This is a genomic window from Algirhabdus cladophorae (assembly GCF_044772865.1).
Lineage (GTDB): Bacteria > Pseudomonadota > Alphaproteobacteria > Rhodobacterales > Rhodobacteraceae > Algirhabdus > Algirhabdus cladophorae.
Window position 1 is genome coordinate 471,447 of record NZ_CP173029.1, and the last position, 14,173, is coordinate 485,619.

Below are 14,173 nucleotides of genomic sequence, written 5' to 3' on the forward strand. Positions count from 1 at the left end.
ACAGCGCTAGTCACGCGGCAGGACCCTGTTAGTTCAAGTTTGGGGTTACGAAAGCTTCTACGATCGGATCAATTGATTATTAATTAGGCAAATTCTGGGCTGTACGATCATTTATTGGGCGATGCCTAGCAGACATCTGGGTCGTTTTTGAAACGCGGAGTGCCTCAATTCTTGTAACGACTCGTGGGGTTATGGATGCCAAACAAGTGCGGCACCCATAGCCATGACAGACGAAATAGACGCTGGATCAGTGTTGATGCGGCTCGTCGTCCAAGGATCCATGGATCGCAAATTGGTCCAGCCCAGCCTCGCGCTGTTCAATGATGCGAAAGCCTTCCTTGACGCCAGCATCGGTCAGTTCGCGTGCCACGGTCAAAACTGTGTTTGGATCTTGGTCTTCGCAAAGCTCGGCCATATGGCGCAGTTCATCCTCGGCCACGCCAAGGGCGGCCTCAATGGACGGGGCCCCGTAGATTTGGACAAAATGCTGGGCTAAGGCCGTTTTTAGTGCCTCAAACTCGGCAGGTTCGACTTGTGTGACGGCCACAAATGTCACGCGCCCAAAGGTTTCGACACCCAGCCAACCATTTGAAAAAGCTTGTTTTGCTTTGCCCGTCAGGTCGCCCTGTCCCCAGTTCGAGAATTCAAATCCACCCGAGATGCACCATTCGCCCGTGCGTGCGGGCGTGTGAAAGACATTCATATCGCTTTCATCAAAATGAATAGCGCGGGCCAATTTGCGGACCTCGGTCATGTGATCATCCTTCCAAAACTTCGGTCAGTGGGATCAAATGTGTGGTTTCGGCCTCGCGCAGCAGCATGCCAAACCGTTCATCGATCCCCAAAAATGTGCCTGTTATCCCGTTGCGGGTGATATCTTCGCCGATGCCGTAGGCCAAGCCGCGCCAGTCACGGTGCAGGTTGCCCGCACCCTCGTCGGTCCATGTGTTGATGCCCACCAACGTGTGTTTCACCCAGGACTCCAGCAAGTCAACGGCGTTCACGTCGGCGCAGCCTTCGGCATAGAGCGTGGTTTCATCCGGTGTTGTTCCCGGATCATCGCTTTGGGGCCATAAGGGCAGGGTCAGGCCAACGACGATCCAATCAGGCTCGGCCTCTGGATCCGCAGTTTGGGCGGCAATGCGTAAACTACCGCAAACCGCCCCGTTGATGCGCAGTCCTCCGTGCCAATCCAGATGCACTGCCACCTCGGGTGGGGCCAGTGCGCCAAGTGCATTTTGAAATCCGACCGCACAAAGTGGCAGCATCATCACCGCATCGCGCAGAGGTACATCGGGGGCAAAGACGATGGCCGCATTCAGGCTGTTGGCCCCCACATTATGCACAACCAGCCCCGCGTCGCAGCCGCGTATGGCATGGCTGCAGGCCTTTTCAAACGGGTCGGCTGGGCCTTCTAAGGCAAGGCCTTCAAAGAGGGGCGGAAAAACCGGTTGGGTCATGCCTGTCCTGCGTCAATCAGTGCCTTGGCTACGGTGCGAAACCCTTGGGCCTGCGCAGATTCAGGTTTTGAGACAACAATCGGTGCGCCACCATCAGCAGCCAGCCGAATGTCCAAATGCAACGGAATCTCTGCCAGCAAAGGCACGCCCAGTTTTTCGGCCTCGTTCGTGACACCGCCATGGCCAAACACATGTTCTTCATGTCCGCACTGAGAACAGATATGGGTGCTCATGTTTTCAATCATCCCAATGATCGGCGTGCCCAACTGGTTGAACATATCGATGCCTTTGCGCGCATCCAAAAGGGCCACATCCTGCGGGGTCGAGACGATCAGCGCACCGTCCAGATGCGCCTTTTGGGCAAGTGTCATCTGCACATCACCGGTCCCCGGTGGCAGGTCGACAATCAGGACATCCAAAGCACCCCATTGCACTTGGCTGAGCATCTGTTGCAGCGCGCCCATCAGCATCGGACCACGCCAGACTACGGCCTGATCTTCGTTGGTCATCAGACCGATTGACATCATGGTCACACCGTAATTGCGCAGGGGCAGGATCAATTTGCCATCGGGGCTTTGTGGGCGGCCCGAGACGCCCAGCATCCGCGGTTGTGAGGGGCCATAAACATCGGCATCCAGCATTCCAACGCGGCGGCCCTCGGCGGCCAATGCGCAGGCAAGGTTTGAGGCCACGGTTGATTTCCCAACGCCGCCTTTGCCCGAAGCTACGGCGATAATGCGATCAATGCCTGGGATTTTTTCCGGGCCCTTTGGCGGTGCTTTCTTGCCCAACCCCAGATCTGGTGGTGGGGCTTGCTGGGCATGTGCTGTCATCACGATAGACACGGATTTTGCGCCTAACGCGGTTAAAGCTGCTTCGGCGTCTGATTTGGTGGTGGCAAAGGCATCCGGGCTGTCGACTTCCATGACAAACCGCACAGCGCCGTCGTCCACATTCAGGGCGCGCACGAGGCCTGCCTCTACCATATCCACGCCCGAGGGCGCTTTGATCTTCCTTAGGCATTCCAGTGCTTGGTCTCGGGTCAGGGTCATTTATGGGCCTTCAATCTTGCCAGTCACCACATGCTTCAGTTCGACCCCGTCGATGGTCAGCACGACCTTGGCATCAAAGGTCTTGCCTTGGGTGTTTTCCGTGGATCTCATAGCCTCTTCAATGGCTTGCTGGGATGTCACGCCCACTTGCTTGAGGAATTTACGCATCGACATATTGAAGTCATCGCTCATGTTTGGGCCCTTCGGTTGAGTGGGAAAGTTGACGGATCCACCCTAGCGGCCCTAGTTTGATATGCAACCAGACCCATCGAACGGGGGGCGCAAGGATGTGGAGATATCTGATTTTTGGACTGCTCGTGGGGGCGGGGCCCTGCATGGCGCAGGACAAAGCTTTTGATCTGCAGGTGCCTGAAGCCCTGAGCGAAACTGGTTTTTTGCGCCACTTGCTGCCCCGGTTTTCGCTTAAGACCGGTATTCGCATCACCGCCACGACCGAGGCGGGTATGGCGGCCTTTGGCCCGCAAGGCGTCCCGGTTTTTGCTCAGGGCGATACGATTTGGCATTTGTCGAAAACCGACGGGCCCTACACGGACCGTTTCGAGGAGTGGTTGTTGTCCGATATCGGTAAGCGAACGATTGAGGCCTTTGCGCCGGATGGAACGCCGATGTTTGATGCCAATGTCACAGCCAAGGTTGCCGAAGAAGATGTGGTTTTTGACGGCGATGTGGCCTTGGGCGAAACGGTCAGCCTGCAGCAATGCGGCCGATGTCACGTGGTCAATGCGAAAAACCGAATGAACGCTATGGGATCGACCCCATCCTTTGCTTTGATGCGCAATTTTGGTGATTGGCAGCAGCGGTTCGAGACGTTTTTCCTGCTCAAACCACATCCAGCCTTCACTCAGGTCGAAGATGTCACCGCACCCTTTGCGGATCATTTGCCCTCGCCAATCGCGCCTATCGAAGTGACATTGGACCAGATCGATGCGATCTTGGCCTATGTGGCGACGATTGCGCCTGCTGATCTTGGGGCGCCAATCCAAGCTCAGTGATCCTTGCGTTTGGAAAAGTAGTCTTCGGAGGTGCGCACCCTAGGCCGTTCGCCGCCTTGAAACGGGTTCTGTTCGGAATGGTACTGTGCCTGAATGCGGCAGTTTTCGCACATCTGGATCATTTTCGCAGCCTCAGAAGTGGCAAACATCGAATGGGATCCCGCCAGTTTCTCAGTGATCTTTTCGATGGTGGATTTCACGCCAAACAGGGACCCACATTCGATGCAGGCAAAGGGTTCTTCCTCGTGCATGACACGTTGGGTCAGGGCCGCATCGGTCAAGTCCAGTTGTGGCTGCAAAGTGATCGCCTTTTCAGGGCAAATGTTTGTGCACAACCCGCATTGCAGACAGGCGTCTTCTTGAAAGCGCAGTTGCGGCAAATCAGGACTGTCGCCCAAGGCCCCCGAGGGGCAAAGCGACACACACGACAGACACAAAGTGCAGGCGTCTGTGTCCACGATCACCGCGCCATAGGGCGCATGTTCGGGCAGGTCGACTGTTGTGGCGTCCGGTTGAAGGGCCTTGGCGGCAAGGCGTGTCACCTGCCTGCGTGTTCCCAAGGGAAGGATCGGTTCAGACGTGACGGGGGCCTGCGGCGGTTGATATAGGATCTCACACAGGGCGTCAGGATCAGCGGGCGACAGCAAGGCCACGCATGGCGCACCTGCAAGGGCTATTGCCAATTCAGCCTGCCCCTCAAGCACGGCGATTTCAGTCTTTGGGGACATCAAAACATCCACATGTTCAAAGCCAGACGCCAACGCGGCCATCATTTCCGCGTGCCCAAAGCCGGATAGGGCGTCCACCTCCAGCGGGATCACATTGGCGGGTAAACCACGGGAGAACCGTGCGGCAAGAGTGATCATCTCGAGGCCAAAACTGGCATCATGGACCAACAATCTGGCAGATTGGCCGCCCGCTGCGCGGTAGGTTGTGGCCAGCTTGGACAGCCGTTGAAAAATCGTGTCAACAGGTGGCGCGTCGTAGGTGATGGCCCCTGACGGGCACACCGCCGAGCAGGATCCGCATCCAGCGCAAATCATCGGATCAATGGCCACATGCTCGCCCGCTGATGTGATAGCACCCGTTGGGCAGACGTTCAGGCAATTGGAACAGGCCGGTTTTTCAGCGCGGCTATGGGCGCAAATGCTGTCTTCTAGCCGCAGGTAAAGCGGTTTTTCAAAGGTGCCAATCATCTGGGCCGCATCAAAAACAGCGCGGGCCACTGATGGGGCGTGTGTGGGGTCTGCACGCAGATACCCTTCGCGTTTTTCAGGGGCAGGGACCATGGCGGTTTGACTGGACAGATCCAGAACAATGTCGCAATGGGACCGCGCGCCGGTTTGTACTGGGGTCAGGTCAAAAGAACCGCGTCCGCCGGGGATGATCTGTTGCAGGGTTTTGAATGTCGTGGAAAATCCGCCCAATGCCCCGCTGAGCGATCCAATGCTGCCCACGACACAATCAAACCGCCGGTCTGTGACGACATGATCTGCAGTCGGCACCAACACAGTCACGGCCAAAATTTCGCATAGATCCGCTGCGGCTGTGAGGGCGGCGTCGGTGCCAATAATCAAACAGGTGCCTTCTGAAACCACATCGACGGTTTTGCCAATAGGCAAGGACAGTGCTGCTTCTGCGGCCAGTGCTGCCATTTTCGGGCCACTGTCGCCTTCGCCCCAGCCAGCGCGGTCGCGGATGTCCACAAAACCGGGGGCTGCTGCGTCGATTTCTTGGGCAAGTTCTGTGAAAAATGCGCGCTCTTGTTGGCAGGCAATGATGGCGTCGCCTGCAGCTATTTCTTGGGCGGCACGCTCGGATTGATCGTGGCACAGGCTGGTATAGCAGGTCGAGCATTCCAGCCCGCTGGCTTTAGACAGCGCCTCGGCATCAATTGTTTGGCTGCCCAAGCAATCACAAATAATCAGTCGTTTTGCCATGTTATCCCCCCCGGTGCGGCTCGCCGTTTGGGCGACCTGCGGCGTTCACGCTAAACGTGATTCCCTGATTGGGCAAACCAGAATGTCAGGGGGGCTGCGGTGGCCAGAAAATGCTGCATTGCCACATGAAAAACTGAGAATGAAACCAACCAAAAGACTAAGGTTTCCCTTAGGGCACTGTCAGTGTTGAAAGTTTTTCCATCGACCAAAAACGCCGCGCTGCAGCAACGACCGGAATAGGTTCAGTGAAAATCCAATGAAGGCTTTGACAAATATCGAATCCCAAAAAAACTCTATGAAATTGGGCATAACTGCGGCTAACCTTGAAATTAGCCAAACTTCAACCGGGATCAGGACGATCGATTTTAGCGATACCTCAGTTTCAATTCCTCTTGGCGTGGTGATCCGGCGTGTGCCGGGTGTGACCCGTTGGGCGCGGCATGTCTGGAAGGCAACTGATGTTTTGCCAGGTGCTGGGCCAGCGGATTGGAAAGAGTTGCGTCGCGATGGCGACACAGTCGAGTTTCATGCAGCCACCCTCCCGCTTGAGTTGTTTCGGACAGATACCGAGGCGTATTTGCACGGCCTGTCTGCCAAGGACCCTGCGATCTATGTGGTCATGCGAGAGGGCAGCAATGAGGCCCCATTGGACATGGTTTTGGTGACGGCCTCTCCCTATGAGGCGCAGGATTACGCAGACACGGGCGAGGAACTGGTTGAGAAGGTTTTAATGCCGGAAGGTTTGGTCGCTTGGATCCGAGAGTATGTCGAAGCCCATCACGAGGATGAGGTGTTCATCAAGCGTCGCCGCGACAAAAAGCGTGTCGATCTGAAGGAAGACGGGATTGGTGATGCGCGGATCCGTCAGACAGCGGATGTCTACCGCGCCCCCCTTCGCAAGGAGACGGTGCATTGAGCGAACGCCAAGATTTCTGGTCGCGCCGCAAGGCGCGCGTTGCCGCTGAGGCCGAAGAACAGGCCGCCGCGGTTGAGGCACAGACCCTCGCGGATGAACGCGCGGCCTTGGAAGAAAAAACAGACGCCGAGATTTTGGCCGAGTTGGATCTGCCTGACCCTGATGCGATGCAACAGGGTGATGATTTCTCGGTCTTTATGTCAAAAGCCGTCCCTGATCGGTTGCGCAGACGCGCGCTGCGGACCTTGTGGCGGTCCAATCCAGTCTTGGCCAATGTCGATATGCTGGTGGATTATGGTGAGGATTTCACCGACAGCGCCACAGTGATCGAAAACCTCCAGACCGCCTATCAGGTGGGCAAGGGCATGCTGACCCACGTGCAAGAAATGGCGCGCAAAGCTGAAGAACTTGCAGATGTCACTGGTGAAGCGGATGGCGACGAGGTTCAGCTTGCTGACGCACCCCAAGCGGCGAGTTCCCACGTTGATGAGCCCGAGGTGGAAACGGCAACAGTTAGTGTTGAGGCAGATACCGAAACGGAGGCCCCCGCGCCCCGTCGGATGAAATTTTATGTCAAGGAGAGCGCCGCGTGAGTGCAGCAGAAGACATCAAAGTAACCCAAGAAGACCGCTTGCGCGCGGATCTCTACAACTTCTTGGGGCTTATGTTCTCGGGTCCTCCGGATCAGATGCTGCTGGATCAATGCGCTGGGCTTTCCGGAGATGACAGTGAGCTTGGCAAAGCTATCGCGGGCCTGTCGCGCGTGGCCAAAGCGACCAAACCTAAGGCTGTAGAAAGCGAATTTAACGCCTTGTTCATTGGATTAGGCCGCGGTGAACTACTGCCCTACGCAAGCTACTATCTGACTGGGTTTTTGAACGAAAAACCCTTGGCCGCGCTGCGGACGGATATGGCGGTACGGGGCATGACCCGTGCAGCCAATGTCTATGAACCAGAGGACAACATTGCCTCGCTGATGGAAATGATGGGCGGCATGATTGTGGGGCGCTTTGGCGTGGCTGCGCCGCTGAACGACCAAAAGCAGTTTTTCAACAAACATATCGCCCCGTGGGCCGGTCACTTTTATGCCGACCTAGAAGGGGCCAAGAATTCGATACTTTACGCGTCGCTGGGGAGTGTTGGCCGCGCGTTTATGGAGATTGAGCGCGAAGCGTTCAGAATGACAACGGCCTAGGAGAGGGTCGTTTCGCATCGGTAGGGAGGCCTGCCACAACAAGGGAGGGGAGACATCCTATGACCCAAGGTACCAAACCTAAGACGTCCCAAGGCGCAAGCCGGCGTGACTTTCTAAAAATGGCAGGCACGTCAGCGCCTGCAGCTGCCGTGGCTTTGGCCGCTGGCACAACTCAGGTCGCAGCAGAACCTGCTGATTTGACCTCTGAAAAGATGCAAGACACGGCACATACCCGTGCCTATCTCGACAGCACTCGGTTCTAAATAGACCGAAGGCTTCTGAACGACTTCCTGACGACTGGTTGCGTGACGCCCGACTGTCAGGACCAAGGGAGGACTAGAAAATGCTAAAGAAAAAAACCAATGGGGTTGCGCGACGCTCCCAACGGACTGGAATCTTGTCTGATGTGGCAGAGAAATCTGTCGACCGTCGGGCGTTTTTGCGTGGATCAGGTTTGGCCATTGGTGGCCTTGCTGCGATCTCGGCCACGGGGGGCTCGGTCACTCAGGCTACAGCGCAAACGGCAGCAAATGGTGCTGTTGAAACCATCAAATCGGTGTGTACGCACTGTTCTGTAGGCTGCACGGTTGTGGCAGAGGTCAGCAATGGCGTTTGGACGGGGCAAGAACCCGGTTGGGACAGCCCGTTCAACCTAGGCGCCCACTGTGCCAAAGGGGCCGCTGTGCGCGAGCACGCCCATGGCGAACGCCGCCTCAAGTACCCGATGAAGAAAGAGGGTGGTGAATGGAAGCGCATCAGCTGGGAACAAGCTATCGACGAGATTGGCGATGGCATGATGAATATCCGCGAGGAAAGCGGGCCAGATTCCGTTTACTGGTTGGGGTCTGCCAAGCATAACAACGAACAGGCCTATCTGTTCCGTAAGTTCGCGGCCTATTGGGGGACGAACAACGTCGACCACCAAGCGCGGATTTGTCACTCGACCACTGTGGCCGGTGTGGCCAACACATGGGGCTACGGCGCCATGACCAACAGCTACAACGATATCCATAACTCCAAGGCGATCTTTATTATCGGCGGCAACCCCGCTGAGGCGCATCCGGTGTCTTTGTTGCATCTTCTGAAAGCCAAAGAGCAGAACAATGCGCCTGTGATCGTGTGTGATCCACGCTTTACCCGCACGGCGGCCCATGCTGATGAGTATGTGCGCTTCCGGCCCGGGACTGACGTGGCTTTGGTCTGGGGCATCTTGTGGCACATCTTTGACAATGGCTGGGAAGACAAAGAGTTCATTCGCACCCGTGTCTGGGGCATGGATCAGATCCAAGATGAAGTGCGCAAATGGAACCCAGAGGAAGTCGAACGCGTCACGGGCGCTCCGCCCTCGCAGCTAAAACGTGTGGCACGCACAATGGCCAACAACCGCCCCGGCACCGTGATTTGGTGCATGGGTGGCACGCAGCATACCAACGGTAACAACAACACGCGCGCTTATTGTGTGTTGCAGCTTGCGCTGGGCAACATGGGCACATCGGGCGGTGGCACGAACATCTTCCGTGGCCACGACAACGTGCAAGGTGCTACCGATCTGGGCGTTCTGTCGCACACATTGCCGGGCTATTATGGCCTGTCTGCTGGCGCTTGGGCCCACTGGGCGCGGGTTTGGGAAGAAGACGCGGATTGGCTGAAGGGCCAGTTTGCCTCGACCAAAGGGGCCGATGGCAAGGACAAGTCGTTGCAAAACCTCACGGGTATCCCTGTATCGCGCTGGATTGATGGCGTGTTGGAAGACCCCGACAACATGGACAACCCCAACAAGGTGCGCGCCATGGTTCTATGGGGGCACGCACCAAACTCGCAAACCCGTCAAAAGGAAATGAAAACGGCGATGGAACAGCTGGATATGTTGGTCGTTGTCGATCCATATCCAACCGTGTCTGCGGTTTTGCATGACCGGACCGATGGCGTTTATCTGCTGCCGGCCTGTACCCAGTTTGAAACACGCGGCTCGGTCACAGCCTCGAACCGGTCGTTCCAATGGCGCGACAAGGTGGTGGACCCGCTGTTTGAATCGTTGCCGGACGAGGTCATCATGGCCAAGTTCGTCAACAAGTTCGGCTGGGGGGACCGGTTCTTCCGCAATATCGAGATGGAAGATGCGGAAACGCCCGTGGTGGAAAGTGTCACACGCGAGTTTAACCGCGGCATGTGGACCATTGGCTACACGGGTCAAAGCCCCGAACGCATCAAGCTGCACATGGCCAACCAGCACACCTTTGACCGCACCACGTTGCGCGCCAATGGTGGGCCAGCCGATGGCGATTACTACGGTCTGCCATGGCCATCATGGGGCACTGCCGAGATGAACCACCCCGGCACGCCGAACCTTTATGACATGTCTAAACGTGTCTCTGAGGGGGGCCTGACCTTCCGCGCCCGCTTTGGTGTGGAACGCGATGGGGACAACTTGCTGGCCGAAGGAGTCTATAGCTTGGATTCGGATATTCAGGATGGATACCCTGAATTTACGATGCAAATGCTGATGGATCTTGGCTGGGACAGCGAGCTGACCGCCGAGGAACGCGCCGTTATTGACGGGATCGCAGGGCCAAAAACCAACTGGAAAACCGACCTTTCGGGCGGGATCCAGCGGGTAGCCATTGCCCATGAATGTGCGCCCTTTGGCAACGCAAAAGCCCGCGCTGTGGTCTGGACGTTCCCGGATCCGGTGCCTGTGCACCGTGAGCCGCTTTATACCAACCGCCGTGATTTGGTTGCGGATTATCCAACATATGAGGATCGCAAATTCTATCGCCTTCCGACCATGTATGCCTCGATCCAGAAGCAGGATTTCAGCAAGGATTATCCAATTGTCCTAACGTCGGGTCGTTTGGTGGAATATGAAGGCGGCGGGGATGAGACGCGGTCGAACCCATGGCTGGCTGAACTTCAGCAAGACATGTTCGTCGAGATCAACACCCGTGACGCCAACAACCTTGGTGTGCGTGATGGTGCGCAGGTCTGGGTAGAAGGCCCCGAAGGTGGCAAGGTCAAAGTGATGGCCATGGTTACCGAACGGGTCGGCGAAGGCGTGGCCTTCATGCCGTTCCACTTTGGCGGTCACATGGAGGGCGAGGACCTGCGGGGCAAATATCCTGATGGGGCCGATCCATATGTGTTGGGTGAAAGTACCAACACCGCGCAAACCTATGGCTATGATTCAGTTACCCAGATGCAAGAGACGAAAGCCACTCTTTGCAAAATCTGGACAGCATAAGGGAGTATGAGAGATGGCAAGAGCTAAGTTTCTCGTAGATGCTGAACGATGCATCGAATGTAATGCCTGCGTCACGGCGTGTAAGAACGAACACGAAGTGCCTTGGGGGATCAACCGCCGGAAAGTCGTCACGATCAATGACGGCAGCCCCGGCGAGCGGTCAATCTCGGTGGCCTGTATGCATTGTTCAGACGCACCCTGCATGGCCGTGTGCCCTGTAGATTGCTTCTACCAAAACGAAGAAGGGGTGGTTCTGCACTCAAAGGATCTGTGCATCGGCTGCGGCTATTGCTTTTATGCATGCCCGTTTGGCGCGCCGCAGTTCCCGCAGGCTGGCAACTTTGGATCCCGCGGCAAGATGGACAAATGTACCTTCTGTGCCGGTGGCCCAGAGGAAAACCATTCCACAGCCGAGTTTGCCAAATATGGCCGCAACCGGATCGCCGAGGGCAAGCTGCCGATCTGCGCCGAGATGTGTGCAACCAAGGCCCTGTTGGCCGGTGACGGCGACATCGTCTCGGGCATCTACCGCGAACGCGTTGTGGCCCGCGGGTTTGGGTCGGGCGCTTGGGGTTGGGGATCAGCCTACGGTCAACGCGACGGCTGATCTGCCCCTCTGCGAGGAAATGAACGCAAAAAGGGGCGGTCCTACAGGGTCGCCCTTTTGTCCCTCAGCTGTACTAAGGAAATCACATGCTGCGCGCTTTGCTTGTTTTGATGCTTACCCTGTCTTGGATCACCACAGCCAAGGCGCAAGAGACGCCTGCGCCTGATCGCAGTGCCACGGGCGGGGCGCAGACCCTTGCCGATATCATGGCACGCCAACGTGGCGAAGTGGTCGATGAAGGCTTTCGCCGTGATAACGTCGGCGATCCGGCGGGCGGGACCGGGCTTGGCAGTCAGCTTGGCACACTGGGCGGTGCGTCTGATCCAGAACTATGGCGGGCCTTGCGCTACGGCAGTGCAGATATCACCGCATCCAATTCTGGGCCTGCGGCGACCACGCTGGTGCAAGACGGCGGCATGGCATGGCTGATGTTCCGGCAAGGCCCATTGATCAAATACGGTGGATATCTATTGCTGGGCACGCTTGCCCTGCTGGCTGTGTTCTTTTTGATCCGTGGGAGGATCCGCATCGATGGCGAAAAGACAGGCCGCAAAATCACGCGCTTTAAAGCCGTGGAACGGTTTGGTCATTGGCTGTTGGCAGGTTCTTTCGTGCTGCTGGGCATTACCGGGTTGATCAGTCTCATGGGGCGAAAATTCCTGATCCCCGCCTTTGGTCACGAGGCCTTTGCCTTTATAGCTGTCGCCTCAAAGTGGGTGCACAACAACATCTCTTGGGCGTTTATGCTGGGTCTGGTGATGATCTTTGTGATGTGGGTCGTGCATAATTTACCCGACCGCACCGATATCAATTGGCTGCTCAAAGGGGGCGGCATATTCTCTAAGGGTCATCCGCCCGCCAAGAAGTTTAACGCAGGTCAAAAACTGATCTTCTGGTCAGTGATTGTGTTGGGCACCTCTATTTCAGTGTCTGGTTTGTCATTGCTGTTTCCTTTTGAGATCAACATGTTCGCCGCCACATTTGCCAAGATGAATGCCTATGGCATCTCCGGCGCACTGGGCCTTGGCGAGTTGCGCACAACCCTCGCGCCCCATGAGGAAATGCAATATGCGCAGCTGTGGCATTCCATAGTCAGTTTTGTGCTGATGGCGATAATTTTTGCCCATATCTACATCGGTACTTTGGGGATGGAAGGCGCGGGTGATGCGATGACGTCTGGTGAGGTCGAGGAACAATGGGCCCGCGAACACCATTCGATTTGGGCCGAAGAAGTCCTGTCCGAAACTGCCAACGCGGCGTCCAAGCCTTCTGAGGCCGCGACCCCCGCTGAATAGATGTGGCGCGCGCTTGCCATAGCGCTTTGTGCGGCAACGCCTCTGGCGGCCCAAGAGTTTTTCACGCTCAAAGGTCATGGTGGGCCGATCATGGATGTTGCCGTGGCCCCCTCTGGCCAGATCGCGACCGCCAGTTTTGATAACTCGGTCGGGCTGTGGCAAGACACAGTGCCTTTGTGGCTAGAAGGGCACGCAGCTGCGGTCATATCGCTGGCGTTTTGGTCGAACGACATTTTGGTATCCGGCGGTGATGATTTTGCGGTCCACCTATGGGGGCGGGGTGGCGAGGGGCGCGCGCTGGGCAAACACAAAGGCAAGGTGACAGCCCTCGCCACGTGCCAGGGCAATACAGGACTGATCGCCAGTGCCAGTTGGGATGGCTCTATCGGGATTTGGGATGTGGGCACCTCTGTTAAGGCGTTGTTGGGAAACCATCCTGCTGTGATCCCCAGTTTCCTGACGGGTCATTCTAGTGGTGTGAACGACGTGGCCTTTTCGCCCGATTGTGGCACACTCTATTCTGCGTCCTCAGATGGAACCATTCGGATTTGGGATGTGGCCCAAGGCAGTCAAAAGCGCCAGTTGGTCAAGCACGGCTTTGGCGTAAACAAGCTGGTTTTGAACACCTCTGAAGGGTGGTTGGCCTATGGGGCGGTTGACGGTGGCACCCGGATTGTAAACCTAGAGACAGGTCGCGAGATTGCGGATTTCACTCTGGATCGCCGCCCGATCCTGTCGATGGATTTTGATGCAGCACACAACCGTTTGGCCGTGGGGGATGGCGAGGGCTTTATCATGCTTATCGACACGGCCGCGATGAAAATCGCGCAGGATTTTCGCGCAACCCAGCGGGGGCCGATCTGGGCTTTGGCTTTCTCGGAGGATGGGCAAAATATTCATGCTGGCGGGATCGAAGACACGATGTATTCATGGCCGGTCGCAACCATCCGCGGGCATGGGCAGATGTCTGGCACACAGCGCAGCTTTCTGGAAGATCCGAACACCTTGTCCAATGGTGAACGACAATTCAAACGCAAATGTTCAATATGTCATGCCCTTACCCCCAGCAGCGCCCGCAAAGCGGGGCCGACCCTGTATCAACTTTTTGGGCGCAAAGCGGGGGCCGTGACGGATTATGCCTATTCCAATATCCTCACAGGCTCTGATATCATCTGGTCAGCGCAAACGATCAATGGTTTGTTCGATCTGGGGCCGGATCACTATATTCCGGGGACCAAAATGCCGATGCAGCGGATTGTGAAGCAGGCAGATCGGGATGATTTGATCGACTATTTACGCCGTGCAACGGCGCCGGGGGGAGAACCAGAATGAAAGCCATGATGTTAGCTTTTGCCGCTATTGCCGTGATCGCAGTGGGATCCAATGTGATCCTTGGACAGGCTGGGTTCTCTAGTCAAGATAGGGCCACGGGGCCGGCTGTGCGTCTTGATAACTAG

General features: G+C 56.6%; 15 protein-coding genes. 10 read left to right on the forward strand and 5 right to left on the reverse strand.

Annotated elements, in window-relative coordinates:
* Positions 1-247: 247 nt before the first annotated feature.
* Genes ACIRQ6_RS02270 through ACIRQ6_RS02285 form a run of 4 tightly spaced genes read right to left on the reverse strand, consistent with a single transcriptional unit; the run spans position 248 to position 2,704 of the window.
* Positions 248-754 (reverse strand): DUF6505 family protein, encoded by a 507-nt coding sequence (locus ACIRQ6_RS02270; RefSeq protein WP_420862515.1) that lies wholly within the window; start codon positions 752-754, stop codon positions 248-250.
* A gap of 4 nt (positions 755-758) precedes the next feature.
* Entirely contained in the window at positions 759-1,460 is a 702-nt protein-coding gene (locus tag ACIRQ6_RS02275; RefSeq protein WP_420862516.1) for a DUF4444 domain-containing protein, read from the reverse strand.
* The gene (locus ACIRQ6_RS02280) at positions 1,457-2,512 is read right to left on the reverse strand and encodes an Mrp/NBP35 family ATP-binding protein (protein ID WP_420862517.1); all 1,056 of its coding nucleotides are present in this window, start codon (positions 2,510-2,512) and stop codon (positions 1,457-1,459) included. The genes ACIRQ6_RS02275 and ACIRQ6_RS02280 overlap by 4 nt, the downstream gene beginning before the upstream one ends.
* The gene (locus ACIRQ6_RS02285) at positions 2,513-2,704 is read right to left on the reverse strand and encodes a DUF6494 family protein (RefSeq protein WP_420862518.1); all 192 of its coding nucleotides are present in this window, start codon (positions 2,702-2,704) and stop codon (positions 2,513-2,515) included. It abuts the gene before it with no gap.
* A gap of 143 nt (positions 2,705-2,847) precedes the next feature.
* Between ACIRQ6_RS02285 and ACIRQ6_RS02290 the strand changes: the two genes are divergently transcribed.
* Positions 2,848-3,525 (forward strand): hypothetical protein, encoded by a 678-nt coding sequence (locus ACIRQ6_RS02290; RefSeq protein ID WP_420862519.1) that lies wholly within the window; start codon positions 2,848-2,850, stop codon positions 3,523-3,525.
* Here the strand turns inward: ACIRQ6_RS02290 and ACIRQ6_RS02295 are convergent.
* Positions 3,519-5,465, reverse strand: coding sequence for a 4Fe-4S binding protein (locus tag ACIRQ6_RS02295; protein ID WP_420862520.1), 1,947 nt, complete (start codon positions 5,463-5,465; stop codon positions 3,519-3,521). The two genes, ACIRQ6_RS02290 and ACIRQ6_RS02295, sit on opposite strands and share 7 nt — an antisense overlap.
* A gap of 295 nt (positions 5,466-5,760) precedes the next feature.
* Between ACIRQ6_RS02295 and ACIRQ6_RS02300 the strand changes: the two genes are divergently transcribed.
* The 9 genes from ACIRQ6_RS02300 (at position 5,761) to ACIRQ6_RS02340 (ending at position 14,173) form a co-directional block, all read left to right on the forward strand.
* A complete protein-coding gene (locus ACIRQ6_RS02300) occupies positions 5,761-6,381 on the forward strand; it encodes a DUF3305 domain-containing protein (RefSeq protein WP_420862521.1) in 621 nt (206 codons plus the stop codon).
* On the forward strand, positions 6,378-6,974 hold the full coding sequence (locus ACIRQ6_RS02305) for a DUF3306 domain-containing protein (RefSeq protein WP_420862522.1): 597 nt from the start codon (positions 6,378-6,380) through the stop codon (positions 6,972-6,974). The genes ACIRQ6_RS02300 and ACIRQ6_RS02305 overlap by 4 nt, the downstream gene beginning before the upstream one ends.
* Positions 6,971-7,576: a TorD/DmsD family molecular chaperone gene (locus ACIRQ6_RS02310; protein WP_420862523.1), complete on the forward strand. Its 606-nt coding sequence runs from the start codon at positions 6,971-6,973 to the stop codon at positions 7,574-7,576. The genes ACIRQ6_RS02305 and ACIRQ6_RS02310 overlap by 4 nt, the downstream gene beginning before the upstream one ends.
* Before the next feature lie 59 nt (positions 7,577-7,635).
* Positions 7,636-7,839, forward strand: coding sequence for a twin-arginine translocation signal domain-containing protein (locus ACIRQ6_RS02315; RefSeq protein ID WP_420862524.1), 204 nt, complete (start codon positions 7,636-7,638; stop codon positions 7,837-7,839).
* 80 nt (positions 7,840-7,919) lie between these two features.
* The gene (locus ACIRQ6_RS02320; protein ID WP_420862525.1) at positions 7,920-10,814 is read left to right on the forward strand and encodes a formate dehydrogenase subunit alpha; all 2,895 of its coding nucleotides are present in this window, start codon (positions 7,920-7,922) and stop codon (positions 10,812-10,814) included.
* A gap of 13 nt (positions 10,815-10,827) precedes the next feature.
* Complete coding sequence (fdh3B, locus tag ACIRQ6_RS02325) at positions 10,828-11,421, forward strand: formate dehydrogenase FDH3 subunit beta (RefSeq protein ID WP_420862526.1); 594 nt, start codon at positions 10,828-10,830, stop codon at positions 11,419-11,421.
* Between the two features lie 86 nt (positions 11,422-11,507).
* Entirely contained in the window at positions 11,508-12,716 is a 1,209-nt protein-coding gene (locus tag ACIRQ6_RS02330) for a formate dehydrogenase subunit gamma (RefSeq protein ID WP_420862527.1), read from the forward strand.
* Positions 12,717-14,048: a c-type cytochrome gene (locus ACIRQ6_RS02335; protein WP_420862528.1), complete on the forward strand. Its 1,332-nt coding sequence runs from the start codon at positions 12,717-12,719 to the stop codon at positions 14,046-14,048.
* Positions 14,045-14,173 (forward strand): hypothetical protein, encoded by a 129-nt coding sequence (locus ACIRQ6_RS02340; protein ID WP_420862529.1) that lies wholly within the window; start codon positions 14,045-14,047, stop codon positions 14,171-14,173. Before ACIRQ6_RS02335 ends, ACIRQ6_RS02340 begins: the two co-directional genes overlap by 4 nt.

What these genes read in the sequence shown, in the direction of transcription:
- ACIRQ6_RS02270 (WP_420862515.1), bottom strand. Translation starts at nt 754, where the DNA reads ATGACCGAGGTCCGCAAATTGGCCCGCGCTATTCATTTTGATGAAAGC.
- ACIRQ6_RS02275 (WP_420862516.1), bottom strand. Translation starts at nt 1,460, where the DNA reads ATGACCCAACCGGTTTTTCCGCCCCTCTTTGAAGGCCTTGCCTTAGAA.
- ACIRQ6_RS02280 (WP_420862517.1), bottom strand. Translation starts at nt 2,512, where the DNA reads ATGACCCTGACCCGAGACCAAGCACTGGAATGCCTAAGGAAGATCAAA.
- ACIRQ6_RS02285 (WP_420862518.1), bottom strand. Translation starts at nt 2,704, where the DNA reads ATGAGCGATGACTTCAATATGTCGATGCGTAAATTCCTCAAGCAAGTG.
- ACIRQ6_RS02290 (WP_420862519.1), top strand. Translation starts at nt 2,848, where the DNA reads ATGGCGCAGGACAAAGCTTTTGATCTGCAGGTGCCTGAAGCCCTGAGC.
- ACIRQ6_RS02295 (WP_420862520.1), bottom strand. Translation starts at nt 5,465, where the DNA reads ATGGCAAAACGACTGATTATTTGTGATTGCTTGGGCAGCCAAACAATT.
- ACIRQ6_RS02300 (WP_420862521.1), top strand. Translation starts at nt 5,761, where the DNA reads ATGAAATTGGGCATAACTGCGGCTAACCTTGAAATTAGCCAAACTTCA.
- ACIRQ6_RS02315 (WP_420862524.1), top strand. Translation starts at nt 7,636, where the DNA reads ATGACCCAAGGTACCAAACCTAAGACGTCCCAAGGCGCAAGCCGGCGT.
- ACIRQ6_RS02320 (WP_420862525.1), top strand. Translation starts at nt 7,920, where the DNA reads ATGCTAAAGAAAAAAACCAATGGGGTTGCGCGACGCTCCCAACGGACT.
- fdh3B (WP_420862526.1), top strand. Translation starts at nt 10,828, where the DNA reads ATGGCAAGAGCTAAGTTTCTCGTAGATGCTGAACGATGCATCGAATGT.
- ACIRQ6_RS02330 (WP_420862527.1), top strand. Translation starts at nt 11,508, where the DNA reads ATGCTGCGCGCTTTGCTTGTTTTGATGCTTACCCTGTCTTGGATCACC.
- ACIRQ6_RS02335 (WP_420862528.1), top strand. Translation starts at nt 12,717, where the DNA reads ATGTGGCGCGCGCTTGCCATAGCGCTTTGTGCGGCAACGCCTCTGGCG.
- ACIRQ6_RS02340 (WP_420862529.1), top strand. Translation starts at nt 14,045, where the DNA reads ATGAAAGCCATGATGTTAGCTTTTGCCGCTATTGCCGTGATCGCAGTG.